Here is a 19467-nt window from a genome sequence, read left to right on the forward strand (position 1 = left end):
CCAATCTCGGGCCCCAAGTCAAAAGCCCTCTGCGATGATCGACGGCTCGCGCCGCGCCACACAGTCCTTGATCGGGCAAATCCGGCAACTCACGCCCAATTCGTGCACACCTCCCGAAGCCTCGCCCGGATCGGGCAAGAGCAGCATATTCGCCTGCATCAGCGCGGGCCGGTCAAAGCCCGCAGGTGCCGCCAGACCGGCCACGGCGAGCGCGCCCACCACCTCGCCACCACGCCCGACCTGCCGCACACGGGCGCGCAGCGGCACCTGCGGCTGTGCCATCACCTGATAGAGCGGCCAGAGCGCGCAAGCCCCGGCCAGCCGCGGCATGTCGAACCCGTCAATCGGCTTGCGGAACACCAGCGTGCCCGAGGCATCGCAGATTACCAGCCCGACGGGTCCAACCTCATCTTCGGGCAGTGCGGCAAGACGGCGAAAGACCTGTGCGATCTCCACGCCGGTGGCGTCTGCCAGCCGGTCGGGATGCAACTCGATGGTGCGGACACGCGCCAGAAACGGGCCGAGCGGCAAGGCCCGCGCATCCGCCAGATAACGCAGCAACACCTCCCGGGTCAGGCTCTGTGCCGGGGTCGACATCGCTTGCGCCGCCTCGTCCTTCAACAGCCGCATGACATCACGCGGCCCGGCGACATCGCGCTCCAGCTCCTCGAAATGATACCCGCGCGCCGCCAGAAAGGCGTGCATCTCGTCCTGCGGCGATTGCACCTCGGCGTCCCGATTGGGCGCGCCCTCCAGATACTTGACCAGCGCCTGCGCGCCCTCGGTCAGCCGCGCGCTGTCCTCGTTGATATTCCGGTGAAAGCGCGCCTGCCACTCGGGCTCCAGCGCCTCGGTTTCCACCAGGATCGACGAGGTTGAACGAATGGCCGTCACAGATGAAATCACTTCGTGCAGCGAATCCGCCAGAAAGGGATCATGCGCCAGCCGGTCGGTCAATGTCTCGATTGTGCGCTCCAGACCTTGCGTGCGCCGGTAAAGATCCGTGAGCAACCCCGCCCATCCCGGAAAGCGCCCGGCAAACTCCTCGATCCGGCTCAGTTCAGGACCATCGACACCCGGCTCTCCCGCGGCTTCGCGCAGGGCTGAGATGAGCGTGGCCTCGGCCCCCTCGGACAAGACCTGCGGCTCCACCTCCAGCGCCTGCGCCAGTTTGAGCAGGGTCTTGCCGCCGATTCTGCGGCGGTTATGCTCGATCAGGTTGAGGTAGGAGGGCGAAATTCCCGCCTGTTTCGCCAGCTCCGACTGCCGTATACCACTGAGCACCCGACGCTCGCGGATCCGTGTTCCGATCATAAGCCGTTCCGGCATCTGAATTTTCCCTGCCTTGAACTGGACTTGCCGCAACTGCGCGAGAATTTCTTTACAACATGAAAACCAAACCTGTCTATAAATTTACAAAAAAATTGTTTCACGAAAACCAGTTGTTGCGTAATTTTCTAAGCCCCCCGCATACTTGAGAAGCACACTTGTGCTCAGGGGAGGCGCAAGAGGAGGCCCTTCCCGCGATTTCCATAATGGGAGGAATCCATGTCCAAATCGAACCTGACGCGTCGGGGTCTGATCAAGACCAGCGCCATCGCCGGTGCCGGCGTCGCGCTGCCGACGATCTTCACCGCATCCAGCGCCGCAGCCTTCACCAACGAGCCGACCGGCGGCTCCGTGACGCTCGGCTTCAACGTGCCCCAGACCGGTCCCTATGCCGATGAGGGCGCGGACGAGCTGCGTGCCTACGAGCTTGCGGTCGAGCACCTCAACGGGGGCGGCGACGGCGGCATGATGAACACCTTCAGCTCCAAGGCGCTGCAAGGCAACGGCATCATGGGCAAGAAGGTCGAGTATGTGACCGGCGACACCCAGACCAAATCCGACGCCGCGCGCGCATCGGCCAAGTCGATGATCGAAAAAGACGGTGCGATCATGATCACCGGCGGCTCGTCGTCGGGCGTGGCCGTGGCCGTGCAGGGCCTCTGCCAAGAGGCTGGCGTGATCTTCATGGCGGGTCTGACGCATTCCAACGACACCACCGGCAAGGACAAGAAGGCCAACGGCTTCCGCCACTTCTTCAACGCCTACATGTCGGGTGCCGCTCTGGCTCCGGTGCTCCAGAGCCTCTATGGCTCGGACCGCAAAGCCTATCACCTGACCGCCGACTACACCTGGGGCTGGACGCAGGAAGAGTCGATCGTCGCCTCGACTGAGTCGCTGGGCTGGGAAACCGTCAACACGGTCAAGACCCCGCTCGCCGCGACCGACTTCTCGTCCTACATCGCGCCGGTTCTGAACTCGGGTGCCGATGTTCTGGTCCTGAACCACTACGGCGGAAACATGGTCAACTCGCTGACCAACGCCGTGCAGTTCGGCCTGCGTGACAAGCAGGTGAACGGCAAGAACTTCGAAATCGTCGTGCCGCTCTACTCGCGCCTGATGGCACGTGGTGCGGGCGAGAACGTGAAGGGCATTCACGGCTCGACAAACTGGCACTGGTCGCTGACCGATGATGCTTCCAAGGCATTCGTCAAATCCTTCGGTGAAAAGTACGGCTTCCCGCCCAGCCAGGCGGCGCATACCTGCTATTGCCAGACGCTGCTCTATGCGGATGCCGTCACCCGTGCCGGAAGCTTCAACCCCTGCGCCGTGGCAGAAGCCCTCGAAGGCTTCGAGTTCGACGGTCTGGGCAACGGCAAGACGCTCTATCGCGCCGAAGACCACCAGTGCTTCAAGGACGTGCTCGTTGTGCGCGGGAAAGAGAACCCGACCAGCGAATTCGACCTTCTCGAAGTGGTCGAGGTCACACCCGCCGCACAGGTCACCTACCCGCCCGATCACCCGATGTTCGCCGGCGGCGAGCTTGGGGCCTGCAACCCGGGCGCCTGATCTGACGTGACTGACCGGTCGCGCGCACGCCGCGCGCGGCCGACTCCCCTGGCGGTTCGCTTTCGCACAAGACCACCATCGCCTCTAACCCATGGGTGGGAACAATGGACGCAATCATTCTTCAAATTCTCAACGGGCTCGACAAGGGCTCGGCCTATGCGCTCATCGCGCTTGGCCTGACGCTGATTTTCGGCACGCTCGGGGTCGTCAATTTCGCCCATGGCGCACTGTTCATGATCGGCGCGTTCTGCGCCGTCACGTTGCAGCGCATCTTCAATATCAGCTACGAAACCATAGACGAGTCCAGGACCGATTTTCTCGGCAACCCGATGACCGTCAAGACGCCGTATATCGAGCATTGGTTCGGACCGGAAATGGGCGGTGCGATCATCGACTGGTCGGTGCCGCTTGCAATCCTGTTCTCGATCCCGATCATGATCGCCATCGGATTCATAATGGAACGCGGGCTGATCAAGCATTTCTACAAGCGTCCGCATGCCGATCAGATCCTCGTGACCTTCGGACTGGCCATCGTGCTTCAGGAAATCATCAAATACTTCTACGGGGCCAACCCGATCCCCACCGGCGCGCCTGAAGTCTTCCGCGGTTCGTTCGATTTCGGGGTCATGCTCGGCTTTGATCCCAATGCGATCATCTACCCCTACTGGCGCCTCGTCTATTTCGCCTTCGCCGCCGTCATCATCGGTGGCGTCTTTGCCTTCCTGCAATTCACCACCTTCGGGATGGTGGTCCGCGCCGGCATGGCCGACCGCGAGACGGTGCAGCTTCTGGGCATCAACATCGACAAACGCTTCACCATCATGTTCGGCATTGCCGCCGCCGTGGCCGGGCTCGCCGGGGTGATGTACGCGCCAATCAACTCTCCGAATTATCACATGGGCATGGACTTTCTGGTGCTGAGCTTCGTGGTCGTCGTGGTCGGCGGCATGGGCTCTCTGCCGGGTGCGGTGCTTGCGGGCTTCCTTCTGGGTGTGCTCGAAAGCTTTGCCTCGATGAATGAAATCAAGTCGATCCTCCCCGGTATCGACCAGATCATCATCTACCTCGTGGCCATCATCATTCTGCTGACCCGTCCGCGGGGCCTGATGGGCCGCAAAGGCGTGATGGAGGACTAAGACAATGCTCGGACTGAACAAAAGAGACTTCTCACTGCTGCTCATCGTCGCCATTCTGGCGCTCTGCGCACCCTTCCTCCTCAACCCGTTCCCGGCTGACAGCGCCATGGCACAGTTCAACGCGGGCTATCCGGACCTGATGCAGCGCTTCGTGATCTTCGGGATCTTCGCCATCGGCTTCAACATTCTCTTCGGCCTGACCGGCTATCTCAGCTTCGGTCACGCCGCCTTCCTCGGGGTTGGCAGCTATTCGGCGGTATGGATGTTCAAGCTGCTCAGCATGAATGTCGTCCCCGCGATCCTGCTCAGCGTGGTCGTGGCGGGGCTCTTTTCGCTGCTGATCGGTTTCATCTCGCTGCGCCGCTCTGGCATCTACTTCTCGATCCTGACACTGGCCTTCGCGCAGATGAGCTTCAACCTCGCCTATTCGGTCCTGACCCCGATCACCAACGGCGAGACCGGCCTGCAACTGACCCTTGACGATCCCCGCATCCTCGGCGTGAGCCGCACCGAGGACGGCTCCATCCCGGTGACCAATTTCTTCGGGCTGGAGATGCGCGACACCTACGAAATGATCGTCGGTCCGTGGTCGTTCCAATTCAACAACGGCTACTATCTCTGCGCGATCCTGATGCTGCTCAGCTTCTACATCGCGATCCGCATCTTCCGGTCGCCGTTCGGCATGATGCTGCGGGCGATCAAGTCGAACAACACGCGGATGACCTATACCGGCCTCAACGCGCGCCCCTATGCGCTCGCGGCCTTCGTGATCTCAGGCATGTATGCCGGGCTTGCAGGCGGGCTTCTCGCCTCGATGGACCCACTGGCAGGCGCAGAGCGCATGCAGTGGACGGCATCAGGCGAAGTCGTTCTGATGACCATCCTCGGCGGCGCTGGCACGCTGATCGGCCCGGTTCTGGGCGCAGGCTTCATCAAGTATTTCGAGAACATCTTCTCGAAGATCAACGACAGCGTCCTGCATAGCTGGTTCAGCTTCATGCCCGACGGACTCGAGAACCTGTTGGTGACCCTCGTGCATCCCTTCGTCGGCAAGGGCTGGCACCTCACGCTCGGGCTGCTGTTCATGCTCGTGGTGATCTTCCTGCCCGGTGGCCTTGTGGAAGGTGGCCAGCGCATCGCCCGGCTATTCCGCCGCAAGAAGCCGGATGATGCCAAGAAATCCACCCAATCCACCCCCGCCGAATAAGGAGCGCATGACATGGGCATTCTCGAAGTCAAGAACGTCAACAAGCGCTTCGGCGGGCTGCAGGCCCTGGGGGACGTGAACCTCAGCGTTGCGGAAAATACCGTGCATGCGATCATCGGGCCGAACGGGGCGGGCAAATCCACCCTGCTCAACTGCCTGATCGGCAAGCTGATCCCAGACACCGGATCGGTCATGTTCCAGGGCCAGTCGGTGCTGGGGCGCAAGCCCTACGAGATCAATCAGATGGGCATCTCCCGCGTGTTCCAGACGCCGGAAATCTTCGGCGATCTCACGGTGCTGGAAAACATGATGATCCCGATCTTCGCCAAGCGCGACGGCGTGTTTCGGATGCATGCGCTCGAAAGCTCGCACAATGAGAACGAGATCATTGATCAGGCCGAGGCGATGCTGGAAGACCTCAACCTGCAGGATCAGCGCCACATGCATTCCGCCTCGATGTCGCGCGGCAACAAGCGGCGTCTGGAAATCGGCATGTGCCTCGCGCAGACCCCGAAGCTACTGCTCCTGGACGAGCCGACGGCGGGCATGGCGCGCGCCGATACCAACAACACCATCGACCTCTTGAAACAGATCAAGGACGAGCGCGACATCACCATCGCGATCATCGAGCACGACATGCATGTCGTGTTCTCCCTCGCCGAGCGGATTACCGTGCTGGCGCAGGGCAGCCCGCTGGTCGAAGACACCCCCGAAAACATCAAGGGCCATCCCAAGGTGCGCGAAGCGTATCTTGGTGAAACGGCAGCCTGACAGGAGCGCGGATCATGAACGTCAAACCCGACTTTTCCAAAGGCAGAAACTACGCCGAAACCGCCCCCGCCTTCCTCTCGGTGTGGAACATGGAGAGCTATTACGGCGAGAGCTACATCGTCCAGAACATCTCGTTCAACGTCCACGAGGGCGAAATCCTCGCCCTTCTGGGCCGCAACGGCGCCGGCAAGACCACGACCCTGCGCTCGATTGCCAGGATGGACAGCCCGCAGGTCACGCATGGCGAGATTTGGCTCGACCACCAGCCGCTCCACAACATGAAAAGCCACGAAGCAGCGGCGGCGGGCATCGGCCTTGTCCCCGAGGATCGCTGCATCATCTCCGGCCTGACCGTCGAGGAAAATCTGCAACTGGCACAGATCGCCCCGCCGATCGGCTGGTCGCTCGACCGCCTCTACGAGCTCTTTCCGCGCCTCGCCGAGCGCCGCAAGCAAGAGGGCACGACGCTTTCGGGCGGCGAACAGCAGATGCTCGCGGTTGCCCGCGCGCTCGCACGTGACATCAAGGTCCTGTTGCTGGACGAGCCTTACGAGGGCCTCGCCCCGGTGATCGTCGACGAGATCGAGAAAACCCTGCGCATCATCAAGGAGCAGGGCATCACCACCATCCTCGTCGAACAGAACGCCGTTCGCGCGCTGGAGCTGGCCGACCGCGCCGTGATCCTTGACACCGGCGGGATCGTGTTTGACGGTACGGCAGCGGAAGTGCTCGATAACGAGGAACTCCGCTCCGAATATCTGGCCATCTGAGGCCGGGTAGCCCGCCCTTGGCTGTTTCTCCCTGTAACAAACGGGGCGGGCTCGAATTTCTATCGACCGCAGACAGCAAGGGTTTGTTCAAATGTCCGACACCACCTATCCCCCCTCCGCAGAGTTCGCGTCGAACGCCCATGTGGATGCCGCGAAATACAAGGAAATGTATGCCGCCTCGATCAATGATCCGGTGGCGTTCTGGGGCGAGCATGGCAAACGGATCGACTGGATCAAGCCCTACACCCGCGTCAAGGACGTGAATTACGACTTCGGCAACGTCTCGATCAAATGGTTCGAGGACGGCACGCTCAACGTCGCCGCCAACTGCATCGACCGCCATCTCGAGGCGCGCGGCGACAGCACCGCCATCATCTGGGAGCCGGACAACCCCGAGGATGCAGCGCAGCATATCACCTACCGCGAGCTGTATGAGAACACCTGCCGCATGGCCAATGTCCTCAAGGATATGGGCGTGGGACGCGGCGACCGCGTGGTGCTCTACCTGCCGATGATCCCCGAGGCGGCCTATGCGATGCTGGCCTGCGCCCGGATCGGCGCGATCCATTCCATCGTGTTCGCGGGCTTCTCGCCCGACGCCCTCTCGGCGCGGATCAACGGCTGTCAGGCCAAGGTCGTCATCACCGCCGACGAGGCCCCGCGCGGCGGGCGTAAGACGGCGCTCAAATCCAACACCGACGCGGCCCTGCTGCATTGCTCGGACAAGGTGAAATGCCTCGTCGTCAAGCATACCGGCGGCCAGACCACGTGGATCGAGGGGCGCGACCACGACTATAACGCACTGGCCAGCGAGGCCGCCACCGATTGCCCACCCGAGGAAATGAACGCCGAAGACCCGCTTTTCATCCTCTACACCTCCGGCTCCACGGGCCAGCCCAAGGGCGTGGTGCACACCTCCGGCGGTTATCTCGTCTATGCCGCGATGACGCAGGAACTGGTCTTCGACTACCACGAGGGCGACGTGTTCTGGTGTACCGCCGATGTCGGTTGGGTCACCGGTCACAGCTATATCGTCTACGGCCCCTTGGCCAATGGCGCGACCACCCTGATGTTCGAGGGCGTGCCGACCTACCCCGACGCAAGCCGCTTCTGGCAGGTCTGCGAGAAACACAAGGTCAACCAGTTCTACACCGCCCCCACCGCGATCCGCGCGCTGATGGGCCAGGGCACCGAATATGTCAGCAAATGCGATCTGTCGTCGCTCAAGGTGCTGGGCACCGTGGGCGAGCCGATCAACCCCGAGGCGTGGAACTGGTATAACGACAATGTCGGCCAAGGCCGCTGCCCAATCGTCGACACCTGGTGGCAGACCGAGACCGGCGGTCACCTGTTGACCCCCCTGCCCGGCGCCATCCCGACAAAACCCGGCAGCGCCACGCTGCCCTTCTTCGGGATCGAGCCGGTGGTGCTGGAGCCGGAATCGGGCAAGGAAATCACCGACACCGAAGCCTCAGGCGTGCTGGCCCTCAAGGATAGCTGGCCAGGTCAGATGCGCACCGTCTGGGGCGATCATGAACGGTTCGAGGCGACGTATTTCCAGCAATACAAGGGTTATTACTTCTCCGGCGACGGCTGCAAGCGTGACGCCGATGGCTATTACTGGATCACCGGCCGTGTCGATGACGTGATCAACGTGTCGGGCCACCGGATGGGCACGGCGGAGGTTGAATCGGCCCTCGTCGCGCATGCCAAGGTCGCCGAGGCGGCGGTGGTGGGTTATCCGCATAACATCAAGGGCCAGGGCATCTACGCCTATGTCACCCTGATGAACGACGTGGAACCGACCGAAGAGTTGCGCAAGGAACTGGAAACCTGGGTCCGCACCGAGATCGGCCCCATCGCCAAGCCCGACCTCATCCAATGGGCCCCCGGCCTGCCGAAAACCCGCTCCGGCAAGATCATGCGCCGCATCCTGCGCAAGATTGCCGAGGATGATTACGGCGCGCTCGGCGACACCTCGACCCTGGCCGACCCCGGCGTCGTGGACGAGCTGATCGAGAACCGGATGAATCGCGGCTGAACCACATTTCCACGTCATCCTCGGGCTTGACCCGAGGATCTCCAGACTGAGAGATCGCCCGGTCAAGCTGGGCGATGACACCCTTACCCCCACCCTCTGTCATCCTCGGACTTGATCCGAGGATCTCTCACAACAACAGATCGCCCGGTCAAGCCGGGCGATGACGTGTATATGGCCCCCGCCTGCGGGGTTTTTCGTCCTTTTGTCGCTATCGGACATGAAAGTCGCAATCGGCTCCTGTAGCCGGAACTCAGTGGCCACCGCGCCCACCCCCGACAAACCTGTGAAAGACCGCTTATGGCGATGTTGTCCGCGCATCCCGCCCCGGTGCCGTCCCGTGCGCTTCAGGGCATTCTCTGTGTCGAGATCGGCATGCTGCTCTTTGTCGGGCAGGATGCGATGATGAAATCGCTGCTTGCCATCTACCCGGTCTGGATGCTGATCTTCGTGCGTTCCGTGGTGACCGTGCTGGTGCTGACGCCGCTGATCCTCTGGCTCGGCGGGCCGCACCGCCTGCTCACCCCACTCTGGCCGCTGCACATGGCGCGCGCCTTCCTCTTCGCCTCCGGCTTCTCGATGTTCTATGCGGCCTTTCCGTTCATGGGGCTCGCGGAGGTCTCGACCATCTTCTTCTCGGCCCCGCTGATCACCGCGCTATTCGCGGCGCTCTTTCTGGGGGAAACCATCGGCCTGCACCGGACGGCGGCGCTGGTGGTGGGCTTTGTCGGCGTGCTCATTGCGATGAACCCGGCGGGCGAGAATTTCTCATGGGTCGCGATCCTGCCGTTTTTCTGCGCGGTCACCTACGCGCTGTCGCAGATCATCGCGCGCCGCATCGGCGAGCGGGAAAGCACGCTCACGGTCGGGCTCTACACGCTCAGCTTTGCCGGGCTGATGATCCTGCCGATGGGCTGGGCCGTGTCGCATCTGATCCCCCTCGGCCCCGAGACGCATCACCTGCGGTGGGACATGTCGGTGGCCAGCGCGGACGCGCTGCCGCAACTGGCGCTGTTGGGGCTGGTTGGCATGGCGGGCTACATGCTGCTGTCGCGCGCCTATCAGATCGCCAATGCCTCGCTGATCGCCCCGTTCGACTATACCTATCTGCCCTTCGCCGCCGTGCTGGCCTACCTACTCTGGGATGAGCGTCCGGCGCTCAGCACGCTGGCGGGCATGACGCTGATCATCGGGTCAGGTCTCTACCTTGGCTGGCGCGAGTTGCGCGCCGCACGGCGCAGCGACGACACCCCCTACACCGCCGAGTCGATCTTTGCCCCCGGCAGCCCCCTGCCCGCGCAAATCCCCGAGGATGAGGCCCTCAAGTGACCCTCGCCGCCGCCCTGCCCGAGCGTGACCTGCGCGGCTATGCTTTGGTTTTTTTCGCGGGCGTGCTGTGGTCCACGGTGGGCCTCGGCATCCGCCTGATCGACGACGCGCAGGTCTGGCAGATCCTGTTCTACCGCTCGATCTCGATGAGCCTGCTGCTCTTCATCGTGATCCGCCTGCGCACCGGCAAGAACCCGATCACCCTTGCTCTGCGCATGGGCTGGCCGGGGGTGATCGGCGGGCTGTCGCTGGTCGCGGCCTATACGGGGGGCATCTACTCGGTGCAAACCACCTCGGTCGCCAACGCGATGATGCTCTTTGCCTCGGCCCCGCTGATGGCAGCCATTCTCGGCCGCCTGATCCTGCGCGAGAGCGTCCGACCCGCCACATGGGTTGCCATCGCCGTGGCCAGCATCGGCATCGCGATCATGGTCTGGGACAAATCCTCGGGGGCCGCGCTCAAGGGCAATCTCGCCGCCATCGGCTCGGCCCTTGGCTTTGCCAGCTTCACCATCACGCTACGCTGGGGCAAGGCCACCGAGATGATGCCGGCGGTGTTTCTCTCGGGTCTTTTCGCGATTGTCATCATGGGGGCGATCTGCCTCGCACTCGGGCTCGGCTTTGCACTCTCACCGAATGACACCGGGATTTCCCTGGGCATGGGGGTGTTTCAGGTCGGCGCGGGCCTCATCCTCTACACCATCGGCTCAAAAACCGTGCCCGCCGCCGAACTGACCCTTCTGTCATTGGCCGAGGTGGTGCTGGGCCCGGTCTGGGTCTGGCTGGTGCTGGGCGAGACCGCGACGCCCAACACGCTGATCGGCGGCGCGGTGCTGCTGACGGCCATCGCGGGCAACGCGCTTTCAGGCGCACGGCGCAGACCGCCGCCGCCGATGGTCTGACCGCTCGCACTCGGCAATCCCCTGCCGAGGCGCATTTTTCCTCGGGAATAAATCGTCCTATCCTGCGTCATCATACATGACGCGCAACCACGGAAAGGAGCCCATCATGAAACGCAGCCTGATCTTCGCCAGCATCGCCAGCCTGACCCTTGCTGGCTGTATTGACACCACGGACAATCGCGAAGTCACCGGTGCCGCACTTGGTGCAGGCGCGGGGCTGATCGGGGCGGCGGTGTTCGACGCCAATGCCGGCTGGACCGTGCTCTCGACCCTCGCAGGGGCTGCCGCCGGCACGCTGATCGCGCGCAACACCCGCACCGACCAATGCGCCTATTCCAACGGTGATGGCACCTATCGGACGGTGCCTTGCTGATCGAGTCGGGTTCGGGGTGGCGCATCCGCGCGATGCGCGGCTTATATCAACATTCGCATCCCGCACCCGTCCACACTGCCCCGGAATACCGGGGCAATGCAGCACTGGACCTTTGCCGCCAAATCCGCCATATCGGGTGAGGATAACGCCGGAGGGTCTGATGGGTATTCTCAACACGCTTTTGCGCGCCGTGACATGGTGGCACGGGCAGACGCTCAATACGCAGTTCTATACCTGGCGCAAGGGCGTCAAGGTGGGCGAGGACGCGCAGGGCAACACCTTTTATCGCACCCATGACGGCAAGCGTCGCTGGGTGATCTTCAACGGCGAGGCCGAGGCGAGCCGCGTTGATCCCGACTGGCACGGCTGGCTGCACCACACCTACAAGGAACCCCCGACCGAGCGCCCGCTCAAGCACAAGTCGTGGGAAAAACCGCATAGCGAGAACCTGACCGGCACACCGCTGGCCTATGCGCCCGCGGGCTCGATCCGCCGTCCCGAACCGGTCGAACGGCGCGATTACGAAGCCTGGACCCCGGAATAAAGGCGGCTCCCATGTCCGAAAGCAAAACCGAAGTTCTGGTTGGCGGGATCGTCCTGGCCGTGGCCATCGGATTTCTCATCTATGCAGGCAAGACCACCGGCATGACACGGGCGGGTGACGAATACACGCTCAATGCCAGTTTCCGCAGTGCCGACGGTGTCAGCATCGGCACCGATGTGCGCCTCGCAGGCGTCAAGGTGGGCCGGGTGGCAGATATCGTGCTCGACCCCGGCACCTACCGCGCCAAGGCGGTCTTTACCGTGCAGGACAACATCGAGGTGCCCGATGACAGCGCGGTGGCGATTTCCTCCGAGGGGCTTCTGGGCGGCAATTACGTCGAGATCATGCCCGGCGGCTCGCCCTTCTATTTCGAGCCCGGCGACGAGATCGAATTCACCCAAGGGTCGGTCAGCCTGGTTTCGCTCCTGATGAAATTCGTATCGGGCGGCAGCGAGGACGGGGCAGCGCAATGATCCGCGCCTTGGCCGTCGCGATCATCCTCGCCTCCGCCAGCCAAGCGCAGGAGGCCGCGGTGCAGGGCCAGGGTGCGATCCTGCGCGGCCTCGACAAGGTCAACGGACAGGCCAGCGACCTCGATCTCGACAATGGCACGGCCACAGAATTCGGCAGCCTCACCGTGGAGTTGGCCGAATGCCGCTACCCGGTGGAAAATCCCGATGGCGACGCCTACGCCTTTGTCACGATTCGCGAGACCGAGCGCAACCGCGAGATCTTCTCGGGCTGGATGCTGGCCTCTTCGCCCGCGCTCAACCCGCTGGAACATGCCCGCTACGACATCTGGGTCCTGCGCTGCAAGATCTGATCAGGGTCGCTTGAAAACGGCTCTGCATGGATATGCGCGTCAAGTCCAAGCGCCTGCCGCAATAGCCCGCGATACTCCGCACGCGGAATCTCGATCGCACCAAGCCGCTCCAGATGCGGCGTGATGAACTGGGTGTCGAACAGAATAAACCCACAGCGCCACAGGTGATCGGTCAGATGCGCCAGCGCAAGTTTCGACGCGTCTGTGCAGCGCGAGAACATGCTCTCGCCAAAAAACGCCCCGCCAAGCGCCACGCCATAGACCCCGCCCATCAGCACGCCCTCCTGCCGGATTTCCAGCGAATGCGCATTCCCCATCCGGTGCAGCGCCATATAGGCGGCATGAATGGGCGCGCTGATCCAGGTATCATCGCGGTCGGCACAGCCCCGCAGCACGCCCTCGAAATCCGCGTCGAGCGTCGCCGTATAGCCACCCCGTCGCATCCGCCGCGCCAGACTGCGTGAAATGTGGAACCCGTCGAGCGGCAGCACCCCGCGCATATGCGGATCGACCCAGAACACCTCGGGGTCGTCGCGATGCTCTGCCATCGGAAAGACCCCCGCCGCGTAGGCCTGAAGCAAAAGCGCGGGGGTCAGGACATGCGACATGCTCAGGCTTGCAGGTTGGTTTCCAGCCAGTGTTCCAGCCAGTGGATGTTGTAATTGCCGGTCTGGATGTCCTCTTCCTGCAACAGCGCATGAAAGAGCGGCACGGTGGTATCGACACCGTCCACGATCAGTTCTCCCAAGGCCCGTGCCAGACGGTTCAGCGCGCTTGGCCGGTCCTTGCCGTGGACGATCAGCTTGGCGATCAGGCTGTCGTAATAGGGCGGGATCTTGTAGCCGTCATAAAGCGCGCTATCCATCCGCACGCCCAGACCACCCGGCGCGTGAAACTGCGTAATCGTGCCGGGCCGCGGCGCGAAATCTGGCAGTTTCTCGGCGGTGATGCGAACCTCGATGGCATGGCCGTTGATCAGCAGATCCTCTTGCGTGAAGGACATCGGCAGACCTTCGGCCACGCGGATCTGCTCCTGCACCAGATCGACGCCGAATATCGCCTCGGTGACGGGATGCTCCACCTGCAACCGGGTGTTCATCTCGATAAAGAAGAACTCGCCGTTCTCGTAGAGAAACTCGATGGTGCCCGCGCCGCGATAATTGATATTGGCACAGGCATCAGCGCAGATCTTGCCGATCCGCGCACGCTCTTCCTCGGTGATGCAGGGGCCGGGCGCCTCTTCCAGAACCTTCTGGTGACGGCGCTGAAGCGAGCAGTCACGCTCGCCCAGATGCACGGCGCGGCCCTTGCCGTCGCCAAAGACCTGGATCTCGATATGGCGCGGCGTGGTTAGGTACTTCTCGATATAGACCTCGTCATTGCCAAAGGCCGCCTTGGCCTCGGACCGCGCGGTCAGGAACGCGCGCTCAAGCTCATCCGCGTTGCGCGCCACCTTCATGCCGCGCCCACCGCCGCCTGCCGTGGCCTTGACGATCACCGGAAAACCGATCTCGGCGCAAAGCGCCTTGGCCGCAGCCACATCGGCGATACCGCCTTCCGATCCGGGCACGCAGGGCACGCCAAGCGCTTTCATCGTGTCCTTGGCGGTGATCTTGTCGCCCATGATGCGGATATGCTCGGCCGAGGGGCCGATGAAGGTCAGGTCGTGATCCTCGACGATCTGCACGAAATTGGCGTTCTCGCTGAGAAAGCCATAGCCGGGATGAATCGCCTGCGCACCGGTCACCTCGCAGGCGGCGATTATCGCGGGGATCGACAGGTAGCTCTCGGACGAGGACGGCGGGCCGATACAGACCGACTCATCAGCCATGCGCACATGCATCGCATCGGCATCGGCGGTCGAATGCACCGCCACCGTCGCGATCCCCATCTCACGGGCGGCGCGGATGACGCGAAGGGCGATCTCGCCCCGGTTGGCGATCAGGATTTTCTCGAACATGCGCGGGTGCCTTATTCGATAATCATCAGCGGCGCGCCATATTCCACCGCCGCGCCATCCTCGATCAGGATACGCATGACGGTCCCGGCGCGCGGCGCAGGAATGTGGTTCATCGTCTTCATCGCCTCGATGATCAGCAGCGTGTCGCCCTCGGCCACCTGCTGACCGACGCTGACAAAGGACGGCGCGCCGGGTTCGGCCTGCATGTAGACGGTGCCCACCATCGGTGAGGTCACGGCACCGGGGTGGCTTGCCGGGTCCTCGGCGGGCTCGGACGGCGCGGACGCAGCCGGGGCCGCTGCGGGTGCTGCGGCATAGGCGGGGGCCGGGGCCGCGCTCATCTGCGTGGTCACGACCTCACCGCGTCGGCTCACCCGCACGTTGAGTGTGTCGTCCTCGCCGTATTCGCGCTTGACCGACAGTTCGGTCAGGTCGTTCTCGTTCAAGAGTTCCGCAAGCGCCTTGATGAAGGCCACGTCCGATTCATGGGATTTGTTCGACATAGGATTCCTCGACCACAGCAAAGATGCCCGCACGCGGGCTCGTTGCGTTTGTTTTCGCCGCTTATAGGGCAAGCCAAAGCCTGAGAAAAGCGGCCATTGCCTTGCAACTTGGGGTTTGATGGGCAAATTTGCGAGGATAGCGCGCCTCAGAGTGGCATCCCCGACAGTTTCGCCACCAGTTCCGCCAGCTTGCGGGCATGGAATTTCTCCAGCAGCCGGGCGCGATACACCTCGACGGTGCGATAGCTCAGCCCCAGTTCCAACCCGATTTCCTTCGAGGTCATACCCCGGCAGGTCAGGATCGCCACCTCCCGCTCACGCTGTGTCAATGCCACCAGCGGGCGTTCCTCGGAAAGATCGGAAAACGACCAGATGCCGCGCTGAAACGGGGCCTCGGGCGTGAGCGATTGCCCCCGCACCCGGCACCAGAACAGCGTACCATCCCGCCGCTTCATCACCCGCTCGTCCGAATAACGCCCGGTCTTGCGCATCACCGCCAGCGCGTCGGCCCCGATGCGGCGGTAATCCTCGATCGAGGGGTAATAGCGCGCCAGAGGAATATCGGTGTAATCGGCAGGGGTGTCGCCGAAGATGGCGGCAAATTGCAGATTGCAGGCCCGGATGATGCGATGCTCAAGCAGGGCCAGCCCCACGGGCGCGTGATCAAAGGCGAGGTGTCCGATATCCATGCCCGACCTTATGCCGCGCCGCCCGCGCCGCGCCAAGCGCTTTGCGTAGATATACGGAATTGTGCGCCGGGCCCGCAGGTGCTTTTCTGTCCATCGGGAGGACCGGCAATGAATATCGGCATCTGGCTCGAACGCACGGCAGAGGCCATGCCCGACCGCGCCGCGCTTTTTCTCGGGCGCGAGCGGGTGATGGATTACGCGGGCTTTGATCGTGCCGCGCGCGAGGTGGCGGGCGCACTTGTGGAACAGGGCGTGACACCCGGCGACCGGGTCGCAATCTTCATGGGCAATGCGCCCGCGTATCTGCTGGCACTCTATGGCATCTGGTATGCCGGGGCCGCTGCGGTGCCGATCAATGCCAAGCTGCACGCCGCCGAGGCCGCCTGGATCATCGACGACGCGGGCGCGCGCCTGACCCTCGCCGACAGCACCGGCCAAGCAGCCCTCGCCACGCAGGGCGTCACCGCGCAGCACCTCCCGCGCGGCACGCCGCTGCCACGCCTCACCGCCCGCGCGCCCGATGATCTGGCCTGGCTCTTCTACACCTCCGGCACCACCGGCCGGCCCAAGGGCGTGTGCATCACCCACCGGATGCTGATCGCCATGTCGCTGAGCTATCTGGCCGATGTGGACGAGGTGAGCGCGGAGGACGCCACGCTCTACGCCGCGCCAATGAGCCACGGTGCAGGGCTCTACGCGATGGTCCATGTGCTGCGCGGCGCGCGCCATGTCTGCCCGGCCTCGGGCGGGTTCGACGCGGGCGAGATCCTCGATCTGGCGCAGCATCACGACCGCCTGCACATGTTCGCCGCCCCGACCATGGTCAAACGCCTGACCGCCCATGCCCGCGCCACCGGCACGCCCGGCACGGGGCTGCGCAGCGTGGTCTACGCAGGCGGGCCGATGTATCTCGCGGATATCCTCGCGGCGGTCGAGACCTTCGGCCCGGTCTTTATCCAGATCTACGGGCAGGGCGAATGCCCCATGGCGATCACCGCATTGCAGCGCCGCGACGTAGCCGACCGCAGCCACCCCGACTGGCACGCGCGCCTCGCCTCGGTGGGCTGCGCGCAATCCGTGGTCGAGGTGCGGATTGCCGATGAAACAGGGGCCGATGTGCCGCCCGGTGAGGTGGGTGAAATCCTCGTGCGCGGTGACACGGTGATGCCGGGCTATTGGCAGAACGCGCAGGCCAGCGATGCCGCGCTGCGCGGCGGCTGGCTCTGGACCGGCGATCTGGGTCGGATGGACGCGCAGGGCTATGTCACGCTGCAGGACCGTTCCAAGGACATGATCATCTCCGGTGGCTCCAACATCTACCCCCGCGAGGTCGAGGAGGTGCTGCTCACTCACCCGTCGGTCTCCGAGGTGGCCGTGGTCGGCGCGCCCGATGCCGAGTGGGGCGAGGTGGTGGTGGCCTTCGTGGTCAGCGACGGCCCGCTCGACGAGACCGCACTCGACACCCATTGCCGCGCCCATATCGCCCGGTTCAAACGCCCCAAACGCTATATCGCCACCGAAAGCCTGCCCAAGAACAACTACGGCAAGGTGCTCAAGACCGATCTGCGCGCCCGCCTCGACGCCTGACCGCAATCGTTTTCGAAAACGACTGCAAGGCGTTTTCAAACGCCTTGCCACGCGCCTTGCAAGGGCCTTCCCCACCAAACGACACTTGTTCTTGCAGGCCAAAGGCGCTAGACGCGCGCCCAAGCGGTCGCAGCCTACCCGCTTTAAAAAACAAGGATGACACCATGAAGACGATAGTTATCTGCTCGGGCGGGCTCGATTCCGTGTCGCTCGCCCATAAGGTGGCCGCTGAGCATGAATTGGCGGGGCTTTTGAGCTTTGATTACGGGCAACGCCACGTGAAAGAGGTGGAATGCGCCGCCTCCTGCGCGCGCCGTCTGGGTGTGCCGCATAAGGTGGTGGATATTCGCCAGATCGGTGCCGCGCTCTCGGGCTCGGCGCTGACCGATGATGTGGACGTGCCCGACGGCCATTATGCCGAGGACACGATGAAGATCACCATCGTGCCCAACCGCAACGCTATCATGCTGACCATCGCCTTCGGCATGGCCGCAGCAGAAAAGGCCGAGGCCGTGGCCATGGCGGTGCATGGCGGCGACCACTTCATATACCCTGACTGCCGCCCGGGCTTTGTTAATGCCTTTCAGACGATGCAGGACGCCGCGCTCGAGGGCTATGCCGACATCACCCTCTACACCCCCTATCTGCACGGCTCCAAGGCCGATATCGTCACCGACGGTGCGCGCCACGGCATGCCCTTTGCCGAGACATGGTCCTGCTACAAGGGTGGCGCGCGGCATTGCGGGCGGTGCGGCACCTGTGTGGAGCGGCGCGAGGCGTTTCATCTGGCGGGTGTGGCCGATCCAACCGAGTATGCCGATCCCGACTATTGGCTCACCGCCGTGGCGAAAGGAGGCGCATGATGTACCGGATCACCAAGGAATTCCATTTCTCCGCCTCGCATCAATTGCACGGCCTGCCGCCGGAGCATCAATGCGCTCGGCTGCACGGCCATAATTACATCGTCGTGGTCGAACTCACCGCCGCCGACCTCAACCCACATGGCTTCGTGCGCGACTACCTCGATCTGGCTGAGTTGAAGCGCTATATCGACGATGAATTGGACCACCGGCACCTCAATGACGTGCTGGGCGACGATTGCGTGACTGCCGAGCGCATGGCGAAGCATTTCTATGACTGGTGCCGCGCCCGCTGGCCCGAAGTGACCGCCGTCAAGGTCAGCGAAACCCCCAAGACATGGGCGGAATACCGGCCGTGAGCGAGGCGATCCGCATTTCGGAAATCTTCGGCCCGACCATTCAGGGCGAGGGCGCTTTGATTGGTGAACCCACGGTCTTCGTGCGCACCGGCGGCTGCGACTACCGCTGTTCATGGTGCGACAGCCTGCATGCGGTCAATGCGGAGTATCGCGCCACTTGGGCCCCCATGCCGCCCGCCGAGGTTATGGCCGAGGTGGCGCACCTCTCGGGCGACCGGCCCTTGATGGTCACGCTTTCGGGTGGCAATCCGGCGATCCAGCCGCTTGGGCCATTGATCGAGATGGGCAAGGCACAGGGCTACCGCTTTGCCATGGAGACCCAAGGCTCCGTCGCGCGCGACTGGTTCGCGTCGCTCGACATGCTGGTGCTCAGCCCCAAGCCACCTTCGTCCGGCATGACCGTCGATTGGCCCGTGTTCGAGGACTGCGTGACAGCGGCCGGCACCGCCCCGGCCGTCCTCAAGATCGTGATCTTCGACGAGGCGGATTACCTTTGGGCGCAGGACGTGGCGGCGCGCTACCCAGCCCTGCCGCTCTACCTGCAACCGGGCAACCACACCCCGCCGCCGCCCGAGGATGACAGCGCGGTCGTGGATCAGGACGGCATAGATGACCGCATGCGCTGGCTGGTGGATCGCGTGGTGGCTGACGGATGGTTCGCGGCGAAGGTATTGCCGCAATTGCATGTCATGCTCTGGGGCAACAAGCGCGGGGTTTGAAG

The 19467-nt window shown here is 63.4% G+C and carries 21 protein-coding genes; 16 read left to right on the top strand and 5 right to left on the bottom strand.

Translation table 11 applies throughout. From position 1 onward, the window contains the following. Nucleotides 1-18 precede the first annotated feature (18 nt). Complete coding sequence (locus tag PVU19_RS13995) at nt 19-1329, bottom strand: helix-turn-helix domain-containing protein (RefSeq protein WP_050662857.1); 1311 nt, start codon at nt 1327-1329, stop codon at nt 19-21. 219 nt (nt 1330-1548) lie between these two features. Between PVU19_RS13995 and PVU19_RS14000 the strand changes: the two genes are divergently transcribed. From PVU19_RS14000 to PVU19_RS14055, 12 genes are all read left to right on the top strand, one after another. Beyond that, on the top strand, nt 1549-2895 hold the full coding sequence (locus PVU19_RS14000) for a substrate-binding protein (protein ID WP_050662856.1): 1347 nt from the start codon (nt 1549-1551) through the stop codon (nt 2893-2895). A gap of 104 nt (nt 2896-2999) precedes the next feature. Next, on the top strand, nt 3000-4031 hold the full coding sequence (locus tag PVU19_RS14005; protein ID WP_050662855.1) for a branched-chain amino acid ABC transporter permease: 1032 nt from the start codon (nt 3000-3002) through the stop codon (nt 4029-4031). 4 nt (nt 4032-4035) lie between these two features. Continuing rightward, nucleotides 4036-5238, top strand: a complete 1203-nt coding sequence (locus PVU19_RS14010) for a branched-chain amino acid ABC transporter permease (RefSeq protein ID WP_050662854.1) — start codon at nt 4036-4038, stop codon at nt 5236-5238. Between the two features lie 12 nt (nt 5239-5250). Continuing rightward, nucleotides 5251-6009, top strand: a complete 759-nt coding sequence (locus tag PVU19_RS14015) for an ABC transporter ATP-binding protein (RefSeq protein WP_050662853.1) — start codon at nt 5251-5253, stop codon at nt 6007-6009. Between the two features lie 14 nt (nt 6010-6023). Next, nucleotides 6024-6779 carry an ABC transporter ATP-binding protein gene (locus PVU19_RS14020; RefSeq protein ID WP_050662852.1) on the top strand — a complete coding sequence of 252 codons (756 nt, stop codon included), beginning with the start codon at nt 6024-6026 and terminating at the stop codon, nt 6777-6779. Between the two features lie 91 nt (nt 6780-6870). Continuing rightward, complete coding sequence (gene acs, locus PVU19_RS14025) at nt 6871-8820, top strand: acetate--CoA ligase (RefSeq protein ID WP_050662851.1); 1950 nt, start codon at nt 6871-6873, stop codon at nt 8818-8820. Between the two features lie 297 nt (nt 8821-9117). Further along, the gene (locus PVU19_RS14030; RefSeq protein WP_050662850.1) at nt 9118-10146 is read left to right on the top strand and encodes a DMT family transporter; all 1029 of its coding nucleotides are present in this window, start codon (nt 9118-9120) and stop codon (nt 10144-10146) included. Further along, on the top strand, nt 10143-11048 hold the full coding sequence (locus PVU19_RS14035; protein ID WP_050662849.1) for a DMT family transporter: 906 nt from the start codon (nt 10143-10145) through the stop codon (nt 11046-11048). The genes PVU19_RS14030 and PVU19_RS14035 overlap by 4 nt, the downstream gene beginning before the upstream one ends. Before the next feature lie 106 nt (nt 11049-11154). Further along, on the top strand, nt 11155-11421 hold the full coding sequence (locus tag PVU19_RS14040) for a hypothetical protein (protein WP_050662848.1): 267 nt from the start codon (nt 11155-11157) through the stop codon (nt 11419-11421). Between the two features lie 160 nt (nt 11422-11581). Further along, nucleotides 11582-11965 carry an NADH:ubiquinone oxidoreductase subunit NDUFA12 gene (locus PVU19_RS14045; RefSeq protein WP_050662847.1) on the top strand — a complete coding sequence of 128 codons (384 nt, stop codon included), beginning with the start codon at nt 11582-11584 and terminating at the stop codon, nt 11963-11965. Nucleotides 11966-11976: 11 nt separating this feature from the next. Next, nucleotides 11977-12438 (top strand): outer membrane lipid asymmetry maintenance protein MlaD, encoded by a 462-nt coding sequence (gene mlaD, locus PVU19_RS14050; protein WP_050662846.1) that lies wholly within the window; start codon nt 11977-11979, stop codon nt 12436-12438. Then, nucleotides 12435-12788: a DUF2155 domain-containing protein gene (locus PVU19_RS14055; protein ID WP_050662845.1), complete on the top strand. Its 354-nt coding sequence runs from the start codon at nt 12435-12437 to the stop codon at nt 12786-12788. The genes mlaD and PVU19_RS14055 overlap by 4 nt, the downstream gene beginning before the upstream one ends. Here PVU19_RS14055 and aat read toward each other — a convergent pair. From aat to PVU19_RS14075, 4 genes are all read right to left on the bottom strand, one after another. Then, on the bottom strand, nt 12755-13396 hold the full coding sequence (gene aat / locus PVU19_RS14060) for a leucyl/phenylalanyl-tRNA--protein transferase (protein WP_050662844.1): 642 nt from the start codon (nt 13394-13396) through the stop codon (nt 12755-12757). The genes PVU19_RS14055 and aat overlap by 34 nt on opposite strands. A 2-nt stretch (nt 13397-13398) precedes the next feature. Further along, a complete protein-coding gene (gene accC, locus PVU19_RS14065) occupies nt 13399-14748 on the bottom strand; it encodes an acetyl-CoA carboxylase biotin carboxylase subunit (RefSeq protein ID WP_050662843.1) in 1350 nt (449 codons plus the stop codon). Between the two features lie 11 nt (nt 14749-14759). After that, a complete protein-coding gene (gene accB, locus PVU19_RS14070) occupies nt 14760-15251 on the bottom strand; it encodes an acetyl-CoA carboxylase biotin carboxyl carrier protein (RefSeq protein ID WP_050662842.1) in 492 nt (163 codons plus the stop codon). A 146-nt stretch (nt 15252-15397) separates the two neighbouring features. Then, a complete protein-coding gene (locus PVU19_RS14075; protein WP_050662841.1) occupies nt 15398-15940 on the bottom strand; it encodes a LuxR C-terminal-related transcriptional regulator in 543 nt (180 codons plus the stop codon). A gap of 108 nt (nt 15941-16048) precedes the next feature. Here PVU19_RS14075 and PVU19_RS14080 point away from each other — a divergent pair, with 108 nt between their 5' ends. From PVU19_RS14080 to queE, 4 genes are all read left to right on the top strand, one after another. Next, complete coding sequence (locus tag PVU19_RS14080; protein WP_050662840.1) at nt 16049-17527, top strand: class I adenylate-forming enzyme family protein; 1479 nt, start codon at nt 16049-16051, stop codon at nt 17525-17527. Nucleotides 17528-17691: 164 nt separating this feature from the next. After that, the gene (gene queC / locus PVU19_RS14085) at nt 17692-18390 is read left to right on the top strand and encodes a 7-cyano-7-deazaguanine synthase QueC (RefSeq protein WP_050662839.1); all 699 of its coding nucleotides are present in this window, start codon (nt 17692-17694) and stop codon (nt 18388-18390) included. Next, complete coding sequence (gene queD, locus PVU19_RS14090; protein ID WP_050662838.1) at nt 18390-18746, top strand: 6-carboxytetrahydropterin synthase QueD; 357 nt, start codon at nt 18390-18392, stop codon at nt 18744-18746. The genes queC and queD overlap by 1 nt, the downstream gene beginning before the upstream one ends. Beyond that, entirely contained in the window at nt 18725-19465 is a 741-nt protein-coding gene (queE, locus tag PVU19_RS14095; RefSeq protein WP_050662837.1) for a 7-carboxy-7-deazaguanine synthase QueE, read from the top strand. Before queD ends, queE begins: the two co-directional genes overlap by 22 nt. The last annotated feature ends 2 nt before the right edge of the window (nt 19466-19467 follow it).

The organism is Roseovarius tolerans, assembly GCF_028885395.1.
GTDB lineage: Bacteria > Pseudomonadota > Alphaproteobacteria > Rhodobacterales > Rhodobacteraceae > Roseovarius > Roseovarius tolerans.